A 23093-nucleotide genomic window follows, 5' to 3' on the forward strand; every position below is an offset into this window, starting at 1 on the left:
TCCAGAGTGAGGTAACACCATAGCGAAAAAAACGAGGGAGCCCAAGGCTCCCTCGCATACCCCGTTCAGGGGGCCGGATAGACATACGGTGCTTGCAACCCGAGCGGGAAGCCAAGCGCCCAGTAGAGCAGCAGGAAGATGGTCCAGCTCACCAGGAAGGCCAGCGAGTAAGGCAGCATCATGGAGACCAGAGTGCCGATCCCGGTGCTCTTCACATACTGCTGGCAATAGACCACCACCAGCGGGAAGAAGACCATCAACGGGGTGATGATATTGGAAGCGGAATCACCGACACGGTATGCCGCCTGGGTCAGCTCGGGGGAGATCCCGACAGCCATCAGCATCGGCACCAGAATGGGGCTGATCAGCGCCCACTTGGCGGATGCCGACCCCACCACCAGATTGACGGTCGCGGTCAGCAGGATCATCCCGACAATAGTGATTTCACCGGGCAGCGCCAGTGCATGGAGCACCTCGGCACCGGAAAGGGCCAGCAGGGTGCCCAGATTAGAATCGCCAAACGCCTTGATAAAGAGCGCGCAGAAGAAGGCCATCACCATGTAGGAGCCCATCTTGTTCATGGTGGCCGACATGGCGTCGATCACATCCTTGCCACTCTTGAAGTTGCCCGCCACGAAGCCGTAGACAATCCCGGGCAGGATAAAGAGCAGGAAGATGAGCGGCACGATGGATTTCATCACGGGGGCGGCAAAAGTGGTCAGCGAACCATCGGCAGCACGCAGCGGTGAATCGCTCGGGGAGAGCGCCAGCGCCAGCAGCACGATGGCTGCCAGCATGGCAAACCCGGCCCAGTTGAAAGCACGGCTCTCCTGTTTGGTGTAGCTGCCCATTTCATCAGCACTTTCCAGATCATCGTTGAGCGCGACATGCTTGAGACGGGGCTCTACCACCTTCTCGGTGACAAACCAGCCAACGCAGATGATCAGCAGGGAGGATGCACCGGTAAAGATGATGTTGCACAGGGTATTGACCATGTACTCTGGGTCAAGAATTTGCGCGGCAGACTGGGTAAAGCCCTGCAGCAAGGCATCGCCACCGGATGGCAGGAAGTTGGCGGCAAAACCGCCTGAAACACCGGCAAACGCGGCAGCGATACCCGCCAGCGGATGACGACCCGCGGCGTGGAAGATGATGCCGCCAATGGGGATCACCAGCACATAGCCCGCATCCGCTGCGGTATGGCTGACGATGGCCACCAGGATCAACATGGGGGTGAGGAAACGGGCCGGGGTCACTTTCAACAGCTTTTTCAGACCGGTATTGATGAAACCGGACTGCTCGGCCACCCCTACCCCCAGCATGGCCACCAGCACGATGCCTAACGGGGCAAAGCCGGTAAAGGTCGTGACCATGGTGGAGAGAAACTCGGCCAGACCGGCGCCAGTCAGCAGGTTGTTGACCACTACCGCTTCGCCAGTACGGGGATTGACCAGATCAAACTGGAATTGGGACAACACCCAGGAGCCGACCCAGACGATCAGCAGGGCGTAGAGAAACAGCATGGCGGGGTCGGGTAATTTGTTCCCGGCTTTCTCGACGCCATTAAGGAAACGGTTCAGCCAGCCACTGGGTGGGCTGGCCGGATGGGCCTTGGTTGCAGCATGACTCATTATTGCGGTACTCCTTCCCTAAAAAGAGGCCGCATGCTAGCAATCCTTAGCGTTAACACCTATGACGCACTGCAAAGAATTGATTAATTCTGATTAATTAAATCAATATAAAATGCCAAATTGTGGCCTGACGCACATTCGCTATCCTGCCATTCAAATGCTGACCAGTGGATAACGCCCTACCGGACACTCGACCACAAAGCCGCTCTCCTCGACTTGCGCCACTGTCAGCGGCTTGCTGAAGAGATAGCCCTGAAACACATGGCACCCCTGAGTCTGCAGCGCATCAAGCTCATGTGGCTCCTCTACCCCTTCGGCCATGATGCCGAGACCAAGGCTGGTGGCCATGGCGGCTGTCGCCCGGATCACCGGCAGATTGAGCCCGACCACAAAGGAGCGATCCAGCTTGATGGTGTCGATAGGCAGCCGATTGAGGTAGGCCAGTGACGAGTAGCCGGTGCCGAAGTCGTCGATGGCAATATTGATCCCCTGATCGCTCAAGGCATCCAGAATACCGAGACACCCCTTCATATCGAGCATCAATACGGTTTCGGTCAGCTCCAGAGTCAGGAGCGATGCCTCAACGCCATACAGCTCAAGCTGCTGACGCACCTGCACCGGCAACGAGGAAGATAGCTGGAAACCGGAGAGATTCACCGAAACGGGCACTCGCTTGCCAAACTGCTTTTCCCACTGCGCCACCTGAGCCAGCGCGGTGCCAAGCACCCAGCTGCCGATCTCGCGTATCAGCCCCATCTCCTCGGCCAGCGGAATAAACTCGACTGGTGAAACATGACCCAGTATCGGGTTGTACCAGCGCAGCAGCGCTTCGTAGCCAATCAGCGCGCCTTTTGCTGTATCCACCTGCGGCTGGTAACAGAGACTCAGCTCCTGTCGGCCAATTGCCTTGGCCAGGAACTGTTTGAGGTTCAACTTGCGCTGCAGGGTCTGCTGCATGCTGGGAGTAAAACGCTGCCAACGCAGCCGTCCCATCTGCTTGGCCTGATACATGGCCATATCGGCCCGGGTGATCAGGTTGTCACCGTCATCCGCGTCATCGGGATAGATGGCAATACCGATACTGCCGCCAATGGTCACTTCCGGCAGGCCGCTCAATTGCAGTGGGCGCGTCATCTGGGAGAGCATCTGATCAGCAATTTCCTGAGCCCGTTCGCCATGGCTGCCAAGCGGCACCAGCGCGGTAAATTCATCCCCGCCAAGGCGTGCCAGCTCCACGTCTCGTGGGCAAATCTGCTTGAGGCGACCGGCGACCCGCTCCAGCAGGCGATCGCCCGCCTTGTGGCCGTAGTTGTCGTTGACCAGCTTGAAGTTATCCAGATCCATAAAGACCAGCGCGAAACGCTCGCCCAGGCCGCAATAGGCCTCGAGGGATTTCATCAAGCCATAACGGTTGAGCAATCCGGTCAGGGAGTCGTGCCAGGCAAGGTGGCGATGCTCCAGCTCTTCGAGTTTGCGATCGGTGATATCCCGCATGGTGAGCAGGATCCGCGCCCCTTGCTGGATATAACGGAACTGATACTGAAACCAGCGCATCCCCTTGAGGGTTCGACACTCCCCCTCGGTCACCACCTCGTCAAGACGGGACAACTTCTGGTAAAAGCCGCCATCCTTGTTGGCAAAAACCTGGGAGAGCTGGGTGATCCGGTGGCCAAAGCACATCTCGAAGTGGTAATTGCCACTCTCGAACGCCCCTTTGCTGTCAAACAGACAGGCCAGGGTATCGCCAGTCGCCAGAGAAGATTCCTGATAGAGGGTATCCGAGTCGAGCACCGCCTCGGTCATCATCATCAAACGCCCCGCGATCTGCACCCCGGAAAGACGCAGATAAATCTGCTTTTTTATCCCCTTTGGCGAGAGGGTCCACCACTCGTTGTAGCTGCGCCCCAGCTGAAAATCGCCGAGATAGCGCTGCAACAGCAGATCGATGGCGGTTGCCATATCGGCAGAGAAATCCCGCGCACACAACTCGTCGAGGGAGGCAGCCTCCCACACCAAGAGTGCGGCACGGTTTGCCCAGAAAATATGGTGATGCTCGATGTCATACACCCAGATCGGTGTATGCAGCACGTCCATGGTTTTCAGTAACCGTTCATCAAGCGTATTCATCTGGTTAATGTCATTCATGCGGAAGGGTCACTGGCCACCGGAAAACGGATCACGCAAGCTGCCACAGGCAGAATGCAAGATGCAAATATCTCTCGACTCGTATCTCACTAACCTGGTCAAGAGCAGGAAAACCATTTCATATATCGACGACAGAGCTGCATATCTTGAATTACTGGCAATGACGCAATCCGAAGCTCACTCTGTCAAAAAACATTGTCTTCTCGATTTTTATCTTTTTTTCTCAGATAAAACAAGCACTAAGAGTTGCTCACTCGAGACCATACATGTCAATTTTTCAATTCAATACAATATCTTTACTATCAATAAACTAATCAAAAACAATAACTCTCTCTCTACTCTGCGATAAAACTTTCATTAATTAACCAAGCGGATGGTTAAACAGACAAAAAGACGCCAGCATGTGTAAAAATGAAGCAATAACGGCAAAGTGTCGGTTCATAAATTCAGATGATGTTTGAAAAGAGACAAAACTGCGAATATATGATCTGGCTCACATTTTCTTTCGACGGAAAATAGCCGACCAGAGGGAGCGCTCATCCCCTCTGTCACCCACCGGTTGCCGTTTCTGGCAAGAGATAACGGCTATTTTGCAGATCAGCACATCCCTGTATCGCCAATCAGCACCCTGCGAAACTAACCTCTCCTGCCCGTACCAGCAGCCGACCTTCACACTACCTATAAGTGAGTAACAAAATAGTATCAATAGAAATCGAACCCAGATCAATTAAACGCTGAATTACGCTTGCCAACCCTGAATGCTCTTTTTAAGGTGGCCCCCTTGTTACACCAAGAACAGCGTTTATGAAGCACATCGAAGAGTTCTACCTGTTCGTCAAGGTGGTGCAAGAGGGAGGTTTCTCCCACGCCGCAGCCGCACTGGGCATGCCAACAGGCACCATCAGTCGACGCATATCCCAGCTTGAAGAGCACCTGGGATGTTCCCTGCTACACCGCTCGACCCGCAAACTTCGGATGACCGATGAGGGGCTGCGCTACTATGAGCGCCTCTGCACCCCGCTTGGCGAAATCGAACAGGCCACCGGCGAGATCCGGGGCAAAGAGGCCGACATCTCCGGCATTATCCGGATTGCTGCGCCCATCGCCCTCTCCAATACCATCCTGATCGATATGCTGGCCGAGTTCGGGTTGCACTATCCCGCGGTGCAATTCGAGATCTCCCAGACCAACGATCACCAGCACCTGTTCGATAACGACCGGGACCTGGTTTTCTTCAACGGCGAGCTGCCCCAATCCCTGCCCAATGCGCGCTGTCTTGGCCACATCGAGTACGGGCTCTTTGCCTCGCCACTCTATCTGGCTAAAAAAGGGACACCAGCTCACCCCAATCAGCTGGAAGAGCACGATCTCATCTACTGCTGGCCTCACCAGCACTGGCAACTGACCGACAAAGAGGGGCAGCTTGTCTGCATCAAACGGGGTGCCAAGCTGGCGGTTAACCAGACCCAGGCGGCCGTACGTGCCGCCAGACGCCACCTCGGGATCGTCAATGCCCCGCTCCACTACGTGCATAGCTTCTTGCAGGATGAGCAGCTGCGCCCGGTGCTGCCCGACTGGCAAACCGGCAATCGCCCCTTCTACATGCTCTGCTGCCAGCACCAGTTCGCCCCGTTGCGTGTTAAGATGTTTGCTGAATTTGTTGAAAAATATTCCGCGCGCTATCGCAACAGACAGTGGGACAATCAATTTTCACAAGGTGATACCCTCACCCATTGCATCTGACCGTTAGCGGGCCACACTTAATAGCACTCCTTGCCAACAGAGCCTGCCTAACGCCATGAATGTATTGATCTGTGATGACTCCGGGTTCGCCCGCAAACAGTTGGCGCGGGCCCTCCCCGCCGACTGGAAAGTCGACTTGCACTATGCAGCCAATGGTCTTGAAGGGATCGAGCAGGTGCTGATGGGCCATGGTGACCTGATCTTTCTCGACCTCACCATGCCGGAAATGGATGGTTATGGCGTGCTGGAGACCCTCCAGCGGGAAGGGCTGCGCAACAAGGTCATCGTCGTCTCCGGCGACATCCAGCCAGAGGCCTATCAACGGGTGATGGGGCTGGGCGCACTCGATTTCATCAAGAAACCCGCGGCCCCCGAAACCCTGCTTGCCCTGCTCAAACAGCACGGTTTCTGGAGCGCAGAGCCAAGCAACACGGCCACAACGGCTGCGGCGCCAACCGGTGGCGTGGTCGCCGATGCAGGCGTCAAGATCACTCCGGAGATCCGCGACGTCTATCAGGAGCTGGCCAACGTCTCCATGGGCCAGGCCGCGGACCTGCTGGCCCGGCTGCTCAACGCCTTCGTGGTATTGCCGATCCCCAACGTCAACGTGCTGGAAGTATCAGAGTTGCATATGGCCCTCTCTGCCGCAGCCGACTCGGATACTCTCTCCGCCGTCTGTCAGGGCTTTATCGGAGCGGGGATCGCCGGCGAAGCGCTGATCCTGTTCCATGACTCCAGCTTCAAAGATTTGGCCAAGCTGATGAACCATCAGGGAATGCTGGATCGCACTGCTGAGCTGGAGCTGCTGATGGATACCGCCAACGTGCTGATCGGTGCCTTCCTGCGCGGCTACGCCAACCAGCTCGACACCCCCTTCAGTCAGGGCCATCCGGTGGTTCTCGGCCAGCACAGGCCCATCAACGAGCTCATCAACACCAACAAGAGTCGCTGGCGCCGCACGCTCGCTATCGAGATCAACTACCGGATCCAGGATTACGCAGTACAGTGTGACCTGCTGCTGCTGTTTACCGAAGATTCCATCGCCACCATGAACAACAAAATCATGCACATGCTCTAGGAGTGACTATGGAGATCCGCGAATTTCACTGGTTGATGAACATAGTCCAGAACCTGGACGTCGGACTGGTGGTGCTCGACAAGGAGTACAAGGTTCAGGTGTGGAACGGCTTTATGGAGAGCCACAGCGGACGGCTGGCTGGCGAAGTCCGCGATGGCGTGCTGTTCGACCTATTCCCCGATGTGGATCGGGCCTGGTTCGAGCGCAAGGCCAATATGGTGTTCAAGCTGAACAACCGCGCCTTCAGCACCTGGGAACAGAAACCCTATCTGCTGCGCTTCTCCAACTACCGCCCCATCACCGGCTCGGCCCCCCATATGTTCCAGAATCTGACTCTGGTGCCACTCGCCGATTTCGGTGGTCAGGTGACCCACATCGCGGTGATGATCTACGATGCCACTGATGAAGCCATGCTGATGAGCGGCCAGCGGCAGGCTTGAGCGTGCGACTAACAAAACAGGGCGCCGTGGCGCCCTGTTTTATTTCGATATAAACAAGTCTCGCTATAAACGAGAGCCTGTATCACCAAGCGCTATTAACGTGCCCCGAGATACTCGGTAAAGGCGTCGATAACCTCTTCGATATCGTCGTCATTGATCTGCAGATGGGTCACCAGCCGCAGCTCGCCATAACCGGAGAAGAGAATGCCCCGCTCCTTCATAAAAGCGAGCAGCTGTGCCGGCTCCCCTTTGGCAAGGCGCAGAAATACCATGTTGCTCTGTACCAGCGAGAGATCGAGCTCGATGCCCGGCAGCGCAGCCAACCCTTCGGCCAACCGTTTAGCTCGGCGATGATCATCGGCCAGGCGCGCAACATGTTGCTCGAGGGCAAACAGGCCTGCTTGTGCCAGCATCCCCGCCTGACGCATGCCACCACCTACCATTTTGCGCAGACGACGCGCCCGGGCGATAAAGTCACGATCACCGACCAGCAGAGATCCCACCGGCGCACCCAGCCCCTTGGAAAGACAAATCGAGATGCTGTCAAACGGCGCGGCAATAACCTCCGCCGGGGTATCGCTGGCAACGGCTGCATTGAACAGCCGGGCCCCGTCGAGATGCAGTTTCAGACCATGCTTGGCAACGAAGGCTCCCATCTCTTGCAGGTAGGAGAGTGGCAGCACCTTGCCGTTATGGGTGTTCTCAAGACAGATAAGGCGAGTCTGGACAAAATGTGCATCGTCTGGCGCCAGTGCAGCCTTGATGTCGTCGAAGGCCAGGGTGCCATCACGTTGCATGGGCAGCGGTTGCAGCGCCACAGAGCCGAGCACCGCACTCCCCTGCGCTTCAAACCGGTAGATATGGGCGCCAGCACCAAGAATGGCGCCTTCACCGCGCTGGCAATGGCTCATGACCGCCAGCAGATTGGACATGGTTCCCGATGGCACAAACAGAGCAGCCTGCTTGCCAAGCAACTTGGCCCCATATGCTTCCAGCGCATTGACGCTCGGATCTTCGCCGTAAACATCGTCACCGACTTCGGCATGGAGCATGGCCTGACGCATGGCATCAGTCGGCTGGGTAACCGTATCACTTCGTAAATCGATATAGCGCATGAGATCCCTCCTGAAACAGGAGAGTGACGTTAGCCATGGCCCCCCTGTTTGGCAAGGGGAGAGGCCGGATTATGTGAGGTAAACGGGGGCACAGATAGCCATGCAACTCCCTTTACCAGGGGAGTTGCTGACCATTGAGATCCAGTAGCTGACCCGATTGAGACAAAGACAGGCCATCGATCAGGTTGAGCAGCTTGCTCGCCACCTTGGCAGGATCCTGCAGCTGGTCTGCAGGCAGTTCAGCCAGAAAGGGAGCATTCATCGGAGAGTCCATCAAGCCGGGCGCGACCGCAATCACCCCCGCCTGTGCAAAACGCTCCGCCCACTCAAGTGCAAGGGTCTTCACCCCCATATCGAGCGCCGCCTTGCTCATCCGATAGCTGTAGCGCCCCCCTGACTCGTTGGCACTGATAGAGCCCGCCAGATCCGAGATAGCACAGAGCCAGACCTTGTGATCATCCTTCATCATCCGGCTCAGACGCGCCGCCAAAGCCAGCGTCGGCCAGGCATTGGCCAGCAGGCTGTCACACAACCACTTGGGCACTACCTCCTCCACCCGTCGCTCCGGCATGGAGCGGGCATCATGGAGCAGTCCTATGGTGTTGATGACGACGGAGGGGAGCGGATCCACATCATAGGTTGTAAACAGCGCATCAAACGAGATGACGTCAACCTCCTGCAGCGGGAAAAAGGATCCGACAGGAAGCCCTTTTGGATAGTCGCGCCCAGCCAGCAGAAAAGTCTCATCCCTTGCCATCAGCTCTCTTGCCAGCGCCGAGCCAAGCGCACCGCTTCCGAGGATCAGATAACTCATCGCCATTCCCTGGTTCATGAATTTGTTTAGAGCGTATCAGAATAATCGCGGCCCGTGACCCGGCCTGAACACCGCTCGTTAACCCACCTAAGCTTCTCCGATGTGCCGACCAAACTCGCGGGCCAGCGCCAGATCGAGAAACCCGTCCCCCTTTTTATGGGTGCGCAAAAACTGGTAGTAGGCGAGCAGGATCACCAGCGCCTCCTCATCCGGCAGCACGACCTCGGGTTGCTGCTCCTGGAGCAGTTGCTGCGCCGCCCCGAGCGCCTCTCTATCCACAACCTCAGCCTGTCGATAGAGATAACCGCAGCCGGTTGCCAGCCATTCGAGCGAACAGTTGGCCCCCATCGCAATCTGGTTGGCCCGCGCCAACCCGGGCTCGGCCCCTTTCAGGTATTTGCGGATCAGCGCCTCGCTCAATCCTACCTTGCGGGCAAAGGCGCTAATACTCCCCTCTCCGATGAGACTCTGCAGCCGCTCGGCAAACCCATCCATCTATCACTCTCCAATCAGAACTAAAGTACGAACCGTGCCAACCCACATTATTGCTTTGCCAGCGACATGGGGCCAAGATGCCGGCAGTCGCAATTTATCTTTCTGACCTTTCAAGGAGTCAACCATGTCTGTATCCCGCGTCAGTCTGCATCCGCAAGGCCCCACCTTCTCCCGCATCATCATGGGGTACTGGCGCCTGATGGAGTGGCATCTCACCCCGGCAGCCCTGCTCGATCTGATGAAATACCATCTGGATCTGGGAGTTACCACTGTCGATCACGCCGACATCTACGGTGGCTACCAGTGCGAGGAGGCCTTTGGCAACGCTCTGCGTCTTGAGCCTTCCCTGCGCGACCGGATGGAGATCGTCACCAAGTGCGGTATCGCCCTCACCGCCAAACCGCAGCACGCTCTCAACCACTACAACACCGGCAAGGCCCATATCATCGCCAGTGCCGACGCCTCGCTGCACAAGCTCGGCACCGACTATCTGGATCTGCTGCTGATCCACCGTCCGGATCCCCTGATGAACGCCGATGAGGTCGCCGATGCCTTCATCACCCTGAAGCAGGCTGGCAAGATCAAGCATGCTGGGGTCTCCAACTTCACCGCGCGCCAGTTTGAACTGCTGCAATCCCGCCTCCCCTTCCCGCTGGTAACCAACCAGCTGGAGATCTCCCCGCTGCATCAGGAGGGGACGCTCGATGGCACTCTGGACCAATGCCAACAGCTCAATATCAAACCGATGGCATGGTCATGCCTGGGTGGTGGCCGGCTGTTCAACGATCACGCTTGCGAGCCGCTGCGGGCTGAGCTTGAGCGGATCCGCACTGAAGTGGGGGCCCAGACCATCGAACAGGTGGTCTATGCCTGGGTCATGATGCTGCCAAGCCAGCCGCTGCCGCTCATCGGTTCAGGTAAGCGGGAACGGATTGCTGCCGCCGTTGCATCGGAGTCCATCAAACTTGATCGTCAACAGTGGTTCCGCATCCGCAAGGCTGCGCTCAGTTACGACGTCCCCTGATCCGGGCGAAAACCACCGGAAACAAAAACGGCATGGGGATAACCCATGCCGTTTGGCATTACTGAGGCACCTTAGCGATGGCGCTGCTGAGGGCGGCCACGGGGGGCATCTGTCTTCGGTTTGGCCTGGTTGACCGTTACGGTGCGCCCACCAACTTCAGTGCCATGCAGGCCCGCAATCGCCTTTTCAGCGTCAGCGTTGGCCGGCATTTCAATGAAACCAAACCCCTTTGACTGGCCTGTATCGCGGTCGATGATGATATCAACCTTGTCGACCTGTCCAAACTGGCTGAACAGAGTTTTCAGTTCGTCGGCCGTCATGCGGTACGACAGATTACCTACGTAAATCTTCATGCCATCCACTCTCGATTCAAGGTGCCTTCTCTATGCAATCACCAGCATAACGGTAAGGGCACAACCCCTATGCCAGCCCTGCCATGGCTTCATGCCGTGGCTCTCTCCACACTGTTGTCAAGTGATTGATCTCTTGGGTGAACAGTGCAGACAAGATCAATTCGAGTCACTGGCAGTATCCGAGCTTTACCGGGAATTGTCGAGAAAATAGTCTGTTCAGGCTGACTGCAACGCCGCCAGCTGCCGCAGCAGAGCGCGGCGGCCATGCCAGGCCCGTTTAAACCCGAAGCGATAGACAGAGGGGCTGACCAGATGCAGCTCACCTGCCTTGAGATCCAGCAGAGCCATGGCAGCGGCAAGTTCAGGCTCGCTCAACTGCAGATCCAGACTGAAATCGAGCCACTGGCCATCGTGGCCTACCCGCCGCTCCTGCTCGAGAGCAACCAGCTGGCTGCGCGGTACCGCCAACGCCTCGTTCTTGTTGCCATTGAGCAGATAGATGTGAGCGTCATCCCAGCCAAGCTCTGCCAGCCGCCACGGTTGCCAGCTGCGCGGCAGGGCCACCATCAGCGCTATGATGCCGCCAAAGAGGGTACCGACCCAGTTGAGCAGCGCCATCCCCTCCCGACCATCCCATAAGGAGACCGCCACCACGCTCCAGCTCACCAGCAACAGCAGAAAAATGACGCAGCGATAGCGGACTGCCGGCGGCATCAGCAGTTGTACCTGCTTGTTGGCCAGCAAGGATGTAATAGGCATGAAAAGCTCCTGTCATCACGAAATGGCGCCATTGTGAATAGCCCTAGCGCGGCTGACAAGGGGCTTTTCTTTGTCATCCTCCTATAAAATCAATACCATGGCGTAAATGATTCTCAGTGGAACCTGCTCCTTGCTCAGCTCGCAACCCTGCGTACGCTTTTGTGGCGTCAACAAATTCTACGGCGACTTTCAAGCTCTCAATCAGATTGACCTCACCATAGAGCGGGGAGAGAAGTGGGTGATCTGCGGCCCTTCGGGCTCCGGCAAATCGACCCTGATCCGCACTATAAACGGGCTGGAGGGGATCGATAGCGGCCAGCTATCCCTCTTTGGCGAACCGGTAAGCCCCGCCTATGTCCGCAGCCTCAAGGGGCGGGTCGGCATGGTATTTCAGCAATTCAACCTCTTTCCCCATATGACTGTGCTGGAAAACCTGATGGTGGCACCGGTGCATACCCTGGGATTGTCGCCACAAGCGGCGCGGGATCGCGCTCTCGGCTTGCTCGAGCGGGTACGCATTCAGGCACAGGCTGACAAATACCCCCACCAGCTCTCCGGCGGTCAGCAGCAACGGGTCGCCATCGCCCGCTCTCTCTGCATGCAGCCTGAGTTGATGCTGTTCGATGAGCCCACTTCGGCCCTCGATCCCGAGATGATCCGCGAAGTGCTGGATGTGATCCGCGAACTCGCGGACGAGGGCATGACCCTGATCTGCGTCACCCACGAGATGGGCTTTGCCCGTCAGGTGGCCGATCGGGTCATCTTTATGGACGAGGGGCGGATCATCGAATCGGCTCCACCCGCCCAGCTGTTTGGCAACCCGACCCAGCCGCGAACCAGAGCCTTTCTGGAGCAGGTACTCAGCTACCATGACTAACGCAAAACCCGTGCGGCTGCTCGGCTGGCTCTGTGGCACTCTTGTGCTCTCTCTACTGCTCGGCTGGAGCATATATAGCGGTGCGCAAGCGATGGGATATGAGTGGCAGTGGCCACGCGTATTGCCTTTTTTAGGCGAATGGGATGAAGGAACCTTTTATGCCGGTCCCCTGCTAAACGGCTTGCTGGTGACCTTGCAGGTCGCTCTGCTCAGTTTGCTCGGTACGCTGGTGGTCGGGATCTTCGTGGTGAGTCTTCGTCTGCTCCCTTCCCGCCTTGGGCCACTGATTGCCATCGCCTATTTGGTTTTGGTGCGAACCACGCCACAGCTGGTGCAACTCTATATTCTCTACTTCCTGCTCGGCCCCATGCTGGGGCTGGCGCCACTGACCTGCGCCGTGCTGAGCCTCTCTCTCTATCAGGGTGCCTTCACCGCCGAAGTGCTGCGGGCGGGGCTCAAGGCGATCCCCCAAGGCCAGTGGGAGGCGGCACGTACCCTAGGCCTGTCGCGGGCCATTACCCTGCGCAAGGTGATCCTGCCGCAGTTGGTTCGCATCACGCTGCCACCGCTCACCAACGAGCTGGTATCGCTGATCAAACATTCGGCACTGGTCAGCGTTATCGCCATCTTCGATCTCACCAACGAAGGGCGTACTCTGGTGGCCGATACATTCCTGACTTTCGAGGTGTGGTTCACCGTAGCCGCCCTCTATTTGCTGTTAACGCTGACCCTCTCCGGTTGTGCTCGGCTGCTCGCCCGGCATCTGGATCCGGAACAACAAGGACGCCAATCATGACGATTTCCATCAAAACCGCGCTATCGGGTGCCGCCCTGCTGCTGGCGACCCTCTTGACACCGGCACATGCAGACACGGCCCCTTCCGCTACCCAGGCCCGGATCGAGCAGAGCGGCACCCTGCGGGTCGGCATGTCCACCTTCGCCCCCTGGGCGATGCGGGACAAACAAGGTGCGCTGATCGGCTTTGAGATCGATGTCGCCCGGCGCCTCGCCACCGATCTCGGCTGGCAAGTGGAGTTTGTACCCACCGCCTGGGATGGCATTATCCCCTCCCTGCTGGCGAAAAAGTACGACGTCATCATCGGTGGCCTCACCATCACCCCGGAGCGGGAGAAGAGCGTGCGCTTCACTCACCCCTATTCCCACTCGGGCGTCCAGCTGGCCGCCTCCAGCACGTTGGCCAAAGAGAAAAAAACCATCGCTGACTTCAACCAGCGCGGGGTGATCCTGGCGGTACGCCGGGGCGCATCGCCGGTACAGGTGGCCAAGGCCAACTTCCCCAAGGCAACCCTGCGCCAGTTTGACGATGAATCTCAGGTATTTCAGGAGGTATTGAACGGTCGCGCCCACGGCGCTCTCTCCTCCTCGCCAAAACCGGAGCAGGAGACGCTGCGCCACCCCGACTCCCTGTTCATGCCCTTTGCCAAGCAGCTTGCTCAGGGCGATGAGGGGTTTGCCCTGCGCAAGGGGGATGACGCGCTGGCCGAACAGTTCAACGAGTGGATCGCCGCCCGTCAGGCCGATGGCTGGCTCAAGGCCCGTCACGACTACTGGTTCAAGTCGCTGGCATGGGAATCACAGGTCGCCAACCCCTGATGCAACGCTTGATAAGCCGTACTCTCAAACGATTCAGCTGGCTGGACGGAGTCATAGTGCTGTTGTTGGCACTGGCGGGACTCTGGCTGGCCAGCCGCATCCACATCGGGGTCGCCTATGAGTGGCACTGGCACGATGCCTTCGCGCTGCTCTTTACGCGTGGCCCCCATGGCGAGATGCCCTACTTTTTCAGCGGTCTGCTTACTACCCTGCGTATCGCGCTGCTTGGCATGGTGCTGGCGCTGCTGCTCGGCACTGCGCTGGGCGTGGCGGCGTTCAGCCGTCGCCCGTTTCTGGTTCTGCCTGCCACCCTCTTTATCCAGCTCATCCGCAATCTGCCGCCGCTGGTCTTTATCTTCATCTTCTACTTCTTTATCGCCAACCAACTGTTGCCAGCAAGCGGCCTCTCAAGCTGGCTCGGCAACATCCCTATTGCCCCTTGGCTGGAAGTGCTGTTTGGCCCGCCGGCTCGCTGGGAGAACCTCATCTCCGGTACCCTCTGCGTCGGCATGATCAGCGCTGCCTTCGTTGCCGAGATCGTCCGCGCCGGTCTTGCCGCCATCCCCCAAGGACAGTGGGAAGCGGCCCACAGCCTCGGGTTATCCCCTTGGGTGCGGTTGCGCCATGTGATCCTGCCACAGGCGATGCTGTTGATGTTGCCTCCCCTCACCGGCCAGCTCATCGCACTGGTGAAAGATACGGCCATTGTGTCGCTTATCTCGGTGCAGGAGCTCACCTTCGTCGGTACCGAGATGGCCAACTCGAGCGGGCTGGTTTACGAGATCTGGCTGCTGGTGGCGGCTGCCTATTTGTTGATATGTTTGAGTCTGTTTATTCTGCTCAGCCGACTCGAAGCAAGACAAGGAGCACGCAAATGCTGACGTCCCTGTTACTGGCTACTGTGTTGCAAGCCGAAGCGATCGGCGGATACACCGCAGGCTGCCTCAAAAACGCAATGGCACTGCCGCTGGAGGGCCCTGGCTATCAGGTGATCCGCACCAAGCGGCTACGTTACTACGGCCATCCCGATCTCATCCACTATCTGCAGACACTGGCCAACCAGACCCGGATGGCCGGATTGCCGGATCTCTACATCGCCGATCTGGCGATGGCCCATGGTGGCCCCTTTACCAGCGGCCATCGCAGCCACCAGACCGGCCTTGATGCCGATATCTGGTTTCGCATGGCCAACCGCCCCATCAGCAGATGGGAGCAGGATGCCCCCAAAGAGTGGGCGCTCATCGACGAACCAAGCTACAAGATGCTGCCGGGCCGCTTCGGGCCGCAACAGCTCACCCTGTTGCGGCTGGCGGCCAGCAAACCCGAGGTGGCCCGCATCTTTGTCAATCCGGTGATCAAGTCGGCAGTCTGCCAGCAGGCTGGTGATGAACCCTGGGTTGCCAAGCTTCGCCCCTGGGTTGGCCACTTCAGCCATTTTCACGTGCGACTGCGCTGCCCGGTGGGCAGCCCTGATTGCGGGCAGCAAGCGCCTATTCCCCCCGGCAACGGCTGCGGAGCCGAGCTGGCCTCCTGGCTGAAAGACAAACCACAGCTGCCCAAGGTGTCCAGTATCAACAAGATGCCTGTGCTGCCCGCGCGTTGTCGCAACTGACCCCAAGCTGTTATGGTGGTTCCCTGTTTCGCAAGCCATTAATGATGGAGAACGACAAGATGACCATATCAATCTGGCGCAAAACCACGCAGATCCTGCTGACTCTGACCCTGCTGCTGAGCCTGACCGGCTGCGGCATGAACAACATCCCGACGCTGGATGAACAGGTCAAGGCCACGTGGGGACAGGTTGAAAACCAGTACCAGCGCCGGGCAGATCTCATCCCCAATCTGGTAGCAACCGTGAAAGGCTATGCCAGCCATGAACAGGAGACCCTCAAGGCGGTCACCGATGCCCGCGCCCGGGTTGGCAGCCTGCAGGTGAGCGACCCGGCCCAGCTCAAGGAGTTTGAAGCGGCGCAGAATCAGCTCACCAGCGCCCTCTCCCGCCTGATGGTAGTTGTGGAACGTTATCCGGAGCTCAAGGCGGATCAACAGTTCCTCACCCTGCAGGCCCAGCTGGAAGGGACGGAGAACCGTATTGCCGTAGCCCGCCGTGACTATATCGAGGCGGTGCGTCAGTTCAACACCGAGATCCGCACCTTCCCCGGAGTAATCTGGCACAAGATGCTCTACTCCGATCTGGAGGCAAAACCCAGCTTCAGTGCCAAACCCGGAGCGGATGAAGCGCCCAAGGTGAGCTTCCAATGAACATGATGCTGCACTGGTTGCTTCCCTGCCTGCTGCTCTGGGCCAGTGCCCTGCAAGCAGCTCCGGACTTCCCGACGCTGAGCGGGCGGGTGGTGGATGAAGCCAGTCTGATGTCCCGCAAACAGGCCCACCAGCTGACCCAGCAGCTGGCCGCTTTTGAAAAGCGCAGCGGCATCCAGTTGGTGGTGGTCTCCGTCGACAGCTTGCAGGGCGAGACCATCGAAGAGTATGGCTATCAGCTGGGCCGGCACTGGGGGATCGGGCAGAAGGGCAAGGACAACGGCGTCCTGCTGCTGATCGCTCAGGACGAGCGCAAGGTTCGCATCGAAGTAGGCTATGGGCTGGAAGGTGATCTGCCCGATGCCATTGCCGCCAACATCATTCAGACCCGGATCCTGCCTGCGTTCAAAAGGGGTGACATGGTGGCAGGGGTCGTTGCCGGCAGTCAGGCCATCATGCAGGCGCTGGGCGGTCAGTATCAGCCGACCGACAACGCGAGCAAGGAGGACAAACTCGGTGGCCCCTGGTTATTCATCCTGATGGTGATTGCGATGATCGTGCTCCATAACCTGCGGGGCGGCGGTGGTGGCCCGGGTGGGCGACGTCGTTCGGCCTACATGGCAGGGGGATTTGGAGCTGGCTCCTTTGGCAACCGCTCTGGCGGTGGCTTCAGCGGCGGTGGCGGCAGTTTTGGGGGCGGTGGTGCCTCCGGTGGTTGGTAACAGGGATTAAGAGACGACAACATGATTTCCAAACAGTTTTATCACACGCTTCAGGCCCGGGTCAGACAAGCCGAACAGGCCACGGACGCCGAACTGGTGACCGTGCTGGCCCCGGCCAGCGATGGATATCGCTATATTCCCACCCTCTGGGCCGCCCTGCTGGCCATGCTGACCCCGCTGCTGGTATTCCAGCTCGGCTTCTGGCTCGGCTGGTACGAGATCCTGCTGGTGCAGTGGTCGGTCTGGCTGCTGCTGAGCCTGCTGTTCCACTGGACCCCTATCAAGATGCGGCTGATCCCGAAACAGGTACGCCAGCACAGGGCCGCCCTGATGGCTCGCCTGCAATTTGTCGAGCAGGGGCTACACCGCACCCGCGATCGTCTGGGGGTGCTCATTTTTGTCTCGGCCGCCGAACACTATGTCGAGATCCTGGTGGATGACGGCATTGCCCAGCATATCGACAACAGCCAATGGCAGGAGATCATCAACGACTTCGTGATGCGGGTACGCAACAACGAGATCGAGCAAGGTTTTCTGGAGTGTGTGGAGCGCACCAGCGCCATTCTGACCGACGCCTTCCCTGCAACCCGTGACCAGAACGAGCTGCCGGACAGCCTGATCATCCTCGACAAGCCCTGAATCGGATTAAAAAAACGGCTTTCTGTTCAAGGGTTAGGCACTCGAGAAAGATTATGAAAAATAAGGGGAAAAATGGTTGACCCGCCCAGCCATTTCCCCTAAATTACGCCCCGTTCCAGCGCAACGGCGCAGCGAACGAAAATTTGGTGAGGTGTCCGAGTGGCTGAAGGAGCACGCCTGGAAAGTGTGTATACGGCAACGTATCGAGGGTTCGAATCCCTCCCTCACCGCCAAATTTAGCAAAGCCGACCTCAGGGTCGGCTTTTTGCTTTTCTACTGCTTGCCTGCTCTATCTTCCCTATTATTTATCCTGCACTGCCTGCTTTTTAAGCGCCCTCGGTATCCATGCCATGCAGACTTGGCCAGAGCTCTAATTTATTGCTCGCAGATTGGATATCATTTTGAAAAACTGATACTTAAATAGCTAAACTAGCCATTATCAACATTCAGGGATGTGTAAAAAATGAGCTTAATCGGCTTGGTACTGGCGTTGATCGCCATCTTGGGCGGTAACATGATCGAGGGCGGCCATCCCAGTGCGCTACTCGATCTGCCCGCCTTTCTTATCGTAATCGGCGGTACCATCGGCGCCGCACTGACCCAGTTTCCCTTCTCCGTAGTAGGTAACAGCCTGAAACGATTCAAATGGCTGCTTGCCCCTCTCAAACTCGACATGCTGGAACAGGCCCAGCTGCTCGAAACTCTGGCAGGCAATGCCCGGCGCAGCGGTATGCTGGCGCTTGAGGGGATGATTGAAGAGATTAAGGATCCCTTTTTGAAAAAAGGGGTACAGATGATGGTCGATGGCTACGAGAAGACCAAGATCCACGAGGTGCTGGAGAACGAGATCGAATTTGAACAGGAAGATCTCGAGCAAACCGTCAAATTCTATGAAGCCATGGGGGGCTACTGCCCGACCATGGGGATCGTGGGTGCGGTATTCGGCCTCATCCACGCGATGGGCTTGCTGGATGCTCCGGACAAACTCGGTGGTGCTATAGCGGTAGCCTTTATCGCAACCATCTACGGGGTATCAGCCGCCAACCTCATCTTTTTGCCATTTGGCAACCGCTACAAGGCATTTGCTCACCAGATCCGCCACTACAAGGAGATGACCCTTACCGGCATTCTTTGCATCGTGGATGGCGAGTCTCAAGCCAGACTGCAAGTAACCCTCGAACCCTATCTGGGAGGTCATGGTGGCCAAAAAGAAAAAGGCTGAAGCGCCAGAGAACCACGAACGCTGGCTGGTCTCCTATGCCGACTTCATGACTCTGCTGTTCGCCCTGTTCGTGGTGCTCTACTCCTTTGCAATGGCCAAACAGTCCGAGACCCGGGTGCTGATCCAGGGCTTTATCGAGTCACTGGGTAAAATTGGTCTTGTCTCCCCTCCCGCCGGTTCACCTGTTATGCAGGGGGGGACAGGCATCCTCGAGCCGGAATCCAAGACCACACCGAGCAGCCCGAAGAAAGAGACTGTGCTGGAGAAGGATGCTCCGATGGCGGCATCTGACCCGTTCAACGAGACCATAGGCGCCTCGGAGAAGCCGAGTGCCACCGAATCCTGGCCACACAAGACCAAAGAGCAGGAGTGGGTTCAGGTCACCAAGAAGAAACTTGAGCAGCAACTCAAGGCACAGATTGAATCCAAGGATCTGGAAGTCGAGCAGCTTGGCAGTCAGCTGGTGATCCGCATCGGCGAGAAGGCGCTCTTCCCGGCCGACTCGGCATTTCTGCAGCCCCAGTTTGTACCGCTGGTCAACAAGATATCGGGTATTCTCGCCGATATTCCGGGGGCCATAGTCGTTACCGGCCACACCGATGATTCACAGGCTCCGGTAGAGCTCTACCGCAACAACTGGGAACTGTCAGTGCTGCGCGCCTCAGCTATTGTGCAGACACTACTTGGCAATCCCAAACTGGATGCCAAGCGGGTTATTGCCCAGGGCGTAGCTGATACCCAGCCACGCTATGCCAATGACACCGCCGATCATCGGCAGGCCAACCGCCGGGTCGAGATCACCCTCTCTCAAGGCAAAGCCGCCGAACAGGCTCTTCCCCTGCTCAAACCCTGAGCGATAACACCCTCCGCATAAAACCACCGCCCTGACTTCATACAGGGCGGCGGGTTACTCCTTTCAAAAAGCACAGACATATAGCAACTTATTTGAAATGGTTATTCCAGAGAGAAATGCAGCCTATTTTCTCTGGATAATAATCAACCGTCTAAAGCTCAAATTTCAGACATGTCATCTGATCTGACCAGCGTCAATTACATACATTTTTCTCAATAAAATTGAGCTCCGTAACAAAATTTAATTTCCACTTAACCGATTAATAATTAATCCATAAAAATGACATGTAAATCAGTACTAAAGTGTCATAATGCGTGACATCATTGTTACACCGCATGATTAATTCGGTTAGGGAAAACCTCTATGTTTGCTGATATTGCTGTTCAACATTGGGCTTTTGCCATCTACGTCATTGCAGCTATTTGCCTCTGCCTGGGGATGATCGGCCTTGCTGCCGTGCTGGGTGGCCGTGCTCATGGCCGCACCAAAAACAAACCCTTTGAATCAGGCGTTGACTCGGTCGGCAGTGCTCGGCTGCGTTTCTCTGCCAAGTTCTATCTGGTCGCCATGTTCTTCGTCATCTTCGATGTCGAGGCACTCTACCTGTTCGCCTGGTCCGTTTCCGTTCGCGAAAGCGGCTGGGTCGGTTTCATTGAAGCCACCATTTTCATCGGTCTGCTGTTGATCGGTCTGGTCTACCTCTGGCGCATCGGTGCACTGGAGTGGTCGCCGCGCAAACCGCAGCTGAACAACAAAAACAGTGACTGAATCACAGACCCTTTCCTTGAGGTTGCACCATGAAGTACACCCTTACCCGGATAGACCCGGATGCACCGGTTGAACGCTATCCCCAGGAGCAGAGCCAAACCGTCGATGACCCTCTGATGCAGCAAGCCGAGCGCGGCATCCTGATGGGACGGGTCGAGGAGGTGTTGCAAAATGCCGTCAACTGGGGTCGCAAGAACTCCCTGTGGCCCTACAACTTCGGTATCTCCTGCTGCTACGTGGAGATGTGTACCGCCTTCACCTCACCCCACGATGTGGCCCGCTTCGGGGCTGAAGTTATTCGAGCCTCTCCCCGTCAGGCCGATTTCATGGTGATCGCAGGTACTCCCTTCATCAAGATGGCACCCGTCATCCAGCGCCTCTATGAGCAGTTGCTTGAGCCCAAATGGGTGATCTCGATGGGTGCCTGTGCCAACTCCGGCGGTATGTACGACATCTACTCAGTGGTTCAGGGCGTCGACAAGTTCCTGCCGGTCGATGTTTACATTCCGGGTTGCCCGCCCCGTCCCGAAGCCTTTTTGCAAGCCCTGATGCTGCTGCAAGACTCTATCGGCAAGGAGCGTCGCCCCCTCTCCTGGGTGGTTGGCGATCAGGGGATCTACCGTCCCGAGATGCCGGCCGAGAAGGACCGCAAGCGTGGCGAGCGGATCGATGTGACCAACCTGCGCACGCCGGATGAGATCTGACCATGAAACTGACTCGCGATTTTCCCAGCAATTATGAAATGGCCCAGTGGCAACCCACCGATCATAAGGATGCCAAGGTCATTGGCGAACTGTTCGCCCATTTCGGGGCGCAGCATTTCACCGTGCAGACTACCCGTACCGGCGTGCCTGTCGTCTGGCTTGCCCGGGAGCAGCTGCTCGATGTGATGAGCTTTCTGCGCAAGGTGCCCTCCCCGTTCGTGATGCTCTTCGATCTGAGTGCCACTGACGAACGGCTGCGCACCCACCGCGAAGGTCTGCCGCAAAGCGACTTCACCGTTTTCTATCACCTCATATCCATCGACCGTAACGCCGATGTGATGCTGAAGGTGCCGCTTGCCGAAAGCGATTTACATCTGCCAACCGTCACCGGCCACTTCCCCAATGCCAACTGGTATGAACGGGAAGTATGGGATCTGCTGGGTATCACCTTCGATGGCCACCCCCACCTGACCCGTATCATGATGCCCAAGAGCTGGCAGGGACACCCGCTGCGCAAGGATTACCCCGCGCGCGCCACCGAATTTGATCCCTTCATGCTCGATGCGGCCAAGCAGGACATGGAGCAGGAGAACCTGCTGTTCAAACCGGAAGAGTGGGGTCTGGCACGTGGTAACGAGAACGAGGACTACATGTTCCTCAACCTCGGTCCCAACCACCCCTCGGCTCACGGCGCCTTCCGGCTGGTACTGCAACTCGATGGCGAGGAGATCCGCAACTGTGTGCCCGATATCGGTTACCACCATCGCGGTGCCGAGAAGATGGGCGAGCGCCAATCCTGGCACAGCTACATTCCCTATACCGACCGGGTCGAGTATCTGGGCGGGGTGATGAACAACCTCCCCTACGTGCTGGCGGTCGAGAAGCTGGCCGGCATCAAGGTGCCCCAGCGAGTCGACATGATCCGGGTGATGATGGCGGAGCTGTTCCGCATCCAGAGCCACCTGTTGTTCCTCGGTACCTATATCCAGGACGTGGGGGCCATGACCCCGGTCTTCTTCACCTTTACCGACCGCCAGAAGATATACACCATCATTGAAGCGATCACCGGCGCCCGTATGCATCCGGCCTGGTTCCGCATCGGCGGTGTTGCCCACGACCTGCCCAACGGATGGCAACGTCTGATCCAGGACAACCTGCTGAGCTGGCTACCCAAGCGGCTGATGGATTACGAGAAAGCCGCGATGCGCAACAGCATTCTGCGTGGTCGCACTATCGGGGTCTCCGCCTACACCACCGAACAGGCACTGGCCTGGGGCACTACGGGTGCAGGCTTGCGCGCCACCGGCCTCAACTTCGATGTGCGCAAGTGGCGTCCCTACTCCGGTTACGATCAATTCGACTTCGAAGTGCCGGTCGGCAGCAACGGCGATGCCTATGATCGCGCCACCGTTCGCATCGAGGAGATCCGCCAAAGCCTCTCCATCATTGAGCAGTGCATGAAGAACATGCCGGAGGGCCCGTTCAAAGCGGATCACCCGCTGACCACTCCGCCGCCCAAAGAGCGCACGCTGCAGCACATCGAGACCCTGATCAACCACTTCCTGCAAGTGTCTTGGGGCCCGGTCATGCCGGCAGCCGAGTCGTTCCAGATGATTGAGGCGACCAAGGGGGTCAACAGTTACTACCTGACCAGCGATGGCTCAACCATGAGCTACCGGACCCGGATCCGCACCCCGAGCTTTGCTCACCTGCAACAGATCCCCTCGGTGATCAAAGGCAGCATGGTGTCTGATCTCATCGTCTATCTGGGCAGTATCGATTTTGTTATGTCGGATGTGGACCGTTAACTCATCACGGGTTGCTCGCCAAGGCGA

24 protein-coding genes and 1 tRNA gene are annotated in these 23093 nt (G+C 57.6%); 18 read left to right on the forward strand and 7 right to left on the reverse strand.

All coding sequences use genetic code 11. The features are described 5' to 3' along the window. Positions 1–65: 65 nt before the first annotated feature. Together BS300_RS02650 and BS300_RS02655 are read right to left on the reverse strand one after the other, a co-directional pair. Positions 66–1631: an AbgT family transporter gene (locus BS300_RS02650; RefSeq protein ID WP_071910598.1), complete on the reverse strand. Its 1566-nt coding sequence runs from the start codon at positions 1629–1631 to the stop codon at positions 66–68. Between the two features lie 153 nt (positions 1632–1784). Next, entirely contained in the window at positions 1785–3725 is a 1941-nt protein-coding gene (locus BS300_RS02655; RefSeq protein WP_071910600.1) for an EAL domain-containing protein, read from the reverse strand. Between the two features lie 855 nt (positions 3726–4580). Between BS300_RS02655 and BS300_RS02660 the strand changes: the two genes are divergently transcribed. Genes BS300_RS02660 through BS300_RS02670 form a run of 3 tightly spaced genes read left to right on the forward strand, consistent with a single transcriptional unit; the run spans position 4581 to position 7037 of the window. Next, complete coding sequence (locus tag BS300_RS02660) at positions 4581–5519, forward strand: LysR family transcriptional regulator (protein WP_041207450.1); 939 nt, start codon at positions 4581–4583, stop codon at positions 5517–5519. A 55-nt stretch (positions 5520–5574) separates the two neighbouring features. Continuing rightward, positions 5575–6597: a response regulator gene (locus BS300_RS02665; RefSeq protein WP_071910602.1), complete on the forward strand. Its 1023-nt coding sequence runs from the start codon at positions 5575–5577 to the stop codon at positions 6595–6597. 8 nt (positions 6598–6605) lie between these two features. After that, positions 6606–7037 (forward strand): PAS domain-containing protein, encoded by a 432-nt coding sequence (locus tag BS300_RS02670; protein ID WP_033114543.1) that lies wholly within the window; start codon positions 6606–6608, stop codon positions 7035–7037. A gap of 95 nt (positions 7038–7132) precedes the next feature. On the opposite strand, the gene ltaE is transcribed toward BS300_RS02670, so the two are convergent. From ltaE to BS300_RS02685, 3 genes are all read right to left on the reverse strand, one after another. Then, positions 7133–8152, reverse strand: coding sequence for a low-specificity L-threonine aldolase (gene ltaE, locus BS300_RS02675; protein ID WP_071910604.1), 1020 nt, complete (start codon positions 8150–8152; stop codon positions 7133–7135). Positions 8153–8264: 112 nt separating this feature from the next. Continuing rightward, positions 8265–8966, reverse strand: coding sequence for an SDR family oxidoreductase (locus tag BS300_RS02680; RefSeq protein WP_071910696.1), 702 nt, complete (start codon positions 8964–8966; stop codon positions 8265–8267). An 87-nt stretch (positions 8967–9053) separates the two neighbouring features. Continuing rightward, the gene (locus BS300_RS02685; RefSeq protein ID WP_071910606.1) at positions 9054–9461 is read right to left on the reverse strand and encodes a transcriptional regulator; all 408 of its coding nucleotides are present in this window, start codon (positions 9459–9461) and stop codon (positions 9054–9056) included. 124 nt (positions 9462–9585) lie between these two features. On the opposite strand from BS300_RS02685, the gene BS300_RS02690 reads away from it, so the two are divergent. Then, entirely contained in the window at positions 9586–10485 is a 900-nt protein-coding gene (locus tag BS300_RS02690; protein WP_071910608.1) for an aldo/keto reductase family oxidoreductase, read from the forward strand. A 71-nt stretch (positions 10486–10556) separates the two neighbouring features. Here the strand turns inward: BS300_RS02690 and BS300_RS02695 are convergent, their stop codons facing one another. Further along, positions 10557–10838, reverse strand: a complete 282-nt coding sequence (locus tag BS300_RS02695; RefSeq protein WP_071910610.1) for an RNA-binding protein — start codon at positions 10836–10838, stop codon at positions 10557–10559. 216 nt (positions 10839–11054) lie between these two features. After that, positions 11055–11597, reverse strand: coding sequence for a hypothetical protein (locus BS300_RS02700; protein WP_071910612.1), 543 nt, complete (start codon positions 11595–11597; stop codon positions 11055–11057). Positions 11598–11703: 106 nt separating this feature from the next. On the opposite strand from BS300_RS02700, the gene BS300_RS02705 reads away from it, so the two are divergent. From BS300_RS02705 to nuoC, 14 genes are all read left to right on the forward strand, one after another. Then, on the forward strand, positions 11704–12474 hold the full coding sequence (locus BS300_RS02705; RefSeq protein ID WP_071910614.1) for an amino acid ABC transporter ATP-binding protein: 771 nt from the start codon (positions 11704–11706) through the stop codon (positions 12472–12474). Further along, complete coding sequence (locus BS300_RS02710) at positions 12467–13270, forward strand: amino acid ABC transporter permease (RefSeq protein WP_071910616.1); 804 nt, start codon at positions 12467–12469, stop codon at positions 13268–13270. The genes BS300_RS02705 and BS300_RS02710 overlap by 8 nt, the downstream gene beginning before the upstream one ends. After that, positions 13267–14088: a transporter substrate-binding domain-containing protein gene (locus BS300_RS02715; protein WP_071910618.1), complete on the forward strand. Its 822-nt coding sequence runs from the start codon at positions 13267–13269 to the stop codon at positions 14086–14088. Before BS300_RS02710 ends, BS300_RS02715 begins: the two co-directional genes overlap by 4 nt. Beyond that, positions 14088–14969 carry an amino acid ABC transporter permease gene (locus tag BS300_RS02720; RefSeq protein WP_071910620.1) on the forward strand — a complete coding sequence of 294 codons (882 nt, stop codon included), beginning with the start codon at positions 14088–14090 and terminating at the stop codon, positions 14967–14969. The genes BS300_RS02715 and BS300_RS02720 overlap by 1 nt, the downstream gene beginning before the upstream one ends. Beyond that, on the forward strand, positions 14963–15700 hold the full coding sequence (mepA, locus tag BS300_RS02725) for a penicillin-insensitive murein endopeptidase (protein ID WP_071910622.1): 738 nt from the start codon (positions 14963–14965) through the stop codon (positions 15698–15700). The genes BS300_RS02720 and mepA overlap by 7 nt, the downstream gene beginning before the upstream one ends. A 44-nt stretch (positions 15701–15744) precedes the next feature. Further along, positions 15745–16350 (forward strand): LemA family protein, encoded by a 606-nt coding sequence (locus BS300_RS02730; RefSeq protein ID WP_071910698.1) that lies wholly within the window; start codon positions 15745–15747, stop codon positions 16348–16350. Then, positions 16347–17072, forward strand: coding sequence for a TPM domain-containing protein (locus tag BS300_RS02735; RefSeq protein WP_071910624.1), 726 nt, complete (start codon positions 16347–16349; stop codon positions 17070–17072). The genes BS300_RS02730 and BS300_RS02735 overlap by 4 nt, the downstream gene beginning before the upstream one ends. Before the next feature lie 21 nt (positions 17073–17093). Further along, positions 17094–17711 (forward strand): TPM domain-containing protein, encoded by a 618-nt coding sequence (locus tag BS300_RS02740; protein ID WP_041207438.1) that lies wholly within the window; start codon positions 17094–17096, stop codon positions 17709–17711. A gap of 145 nt (positions 17712–17856) precedes the next feature. Further along, positions 17857–17944: transfer RNA gene (locus BS300_RS02745), tRNA-Ser, on the forward strand. A 230-nt stretch (positions 17945–18174) separates the two neighbouring features. Then, positions 18175–18933 carry a flagellar motor protein gene (locus tag BS300_RS02750; RefSeq protein ID WP_033114530.1) on the forward strand — a complete coding sequence of 253 codons (759 nt, stop codon included), beginning with the start codon at positions 18175–18177 and terminating at the stop codon, positions 18931–18933. Further along, the gene (locus BS300_RS02755; RefSeq protein ID WP_033114529.1) at positions 18908–19786 is read left to right on the forward strand and encodes a flagellar motor protein MotB; all 879 of its coding nucleotides are present in this window, start codon (positions 18908–18910) and stop codon (positions 19784–19786) included. Before BS300_RS02750 ends, BS300_RS02755 begins: the two co-directional genes overlap by 26 nt. A gap of 363 nt (positions 19787–20149) precedes the next feature. Beyond that, positions 20150–20554: an NADH-quinone oxidoreductase subunit A gene (locus BS300_RS02760; protein ID WP_033114528.1), complete on the forward strand. Its 405-nt coding sequence runs from the start codon at positions 20150–20152 to the stop codon at positions 20552–20554. 29 nt (positions 20555–20583) lie between these two features. Beyond that, the gene (locus tag BS300_RS02765) at positions 20584–21258 is read left to right on the forward strand and encodes an NADH-quinone oxidoreductase subunit B (RefSeq protein WP_033114527.1); all 675 of its coding nucleotides are present in this window, start codon (positions 20584–20586) and stop codon (positions 21256–21258) included. A 38-nt stretch (positions 21259–21296) separates the two neighbouring features. Next, positions 21297–23066 (forward strand): NADH-quinone oxidoreductase subunit C/D, encoded by a 1770-nt coding sequence (gene nuoC, locus BS300_RS02770; RefSeq protein WP_204378237.1) that lies wholly within the window; start codon positions 21297–21299, stop codon positions 23064–23066. The last annotated feature ends 27 nt before the right edge of the window (positions 23067–23093 follow it).

This window comes from Aeromonas sp. SCS5 (assembly GCF_001887375.1).
GTDB lineage: Bacteria > Pseudomonadota > Gammaproteobacteria > Enterobacterales > Aeromonadaceae > Aeromonas > Aeromonas jandaei.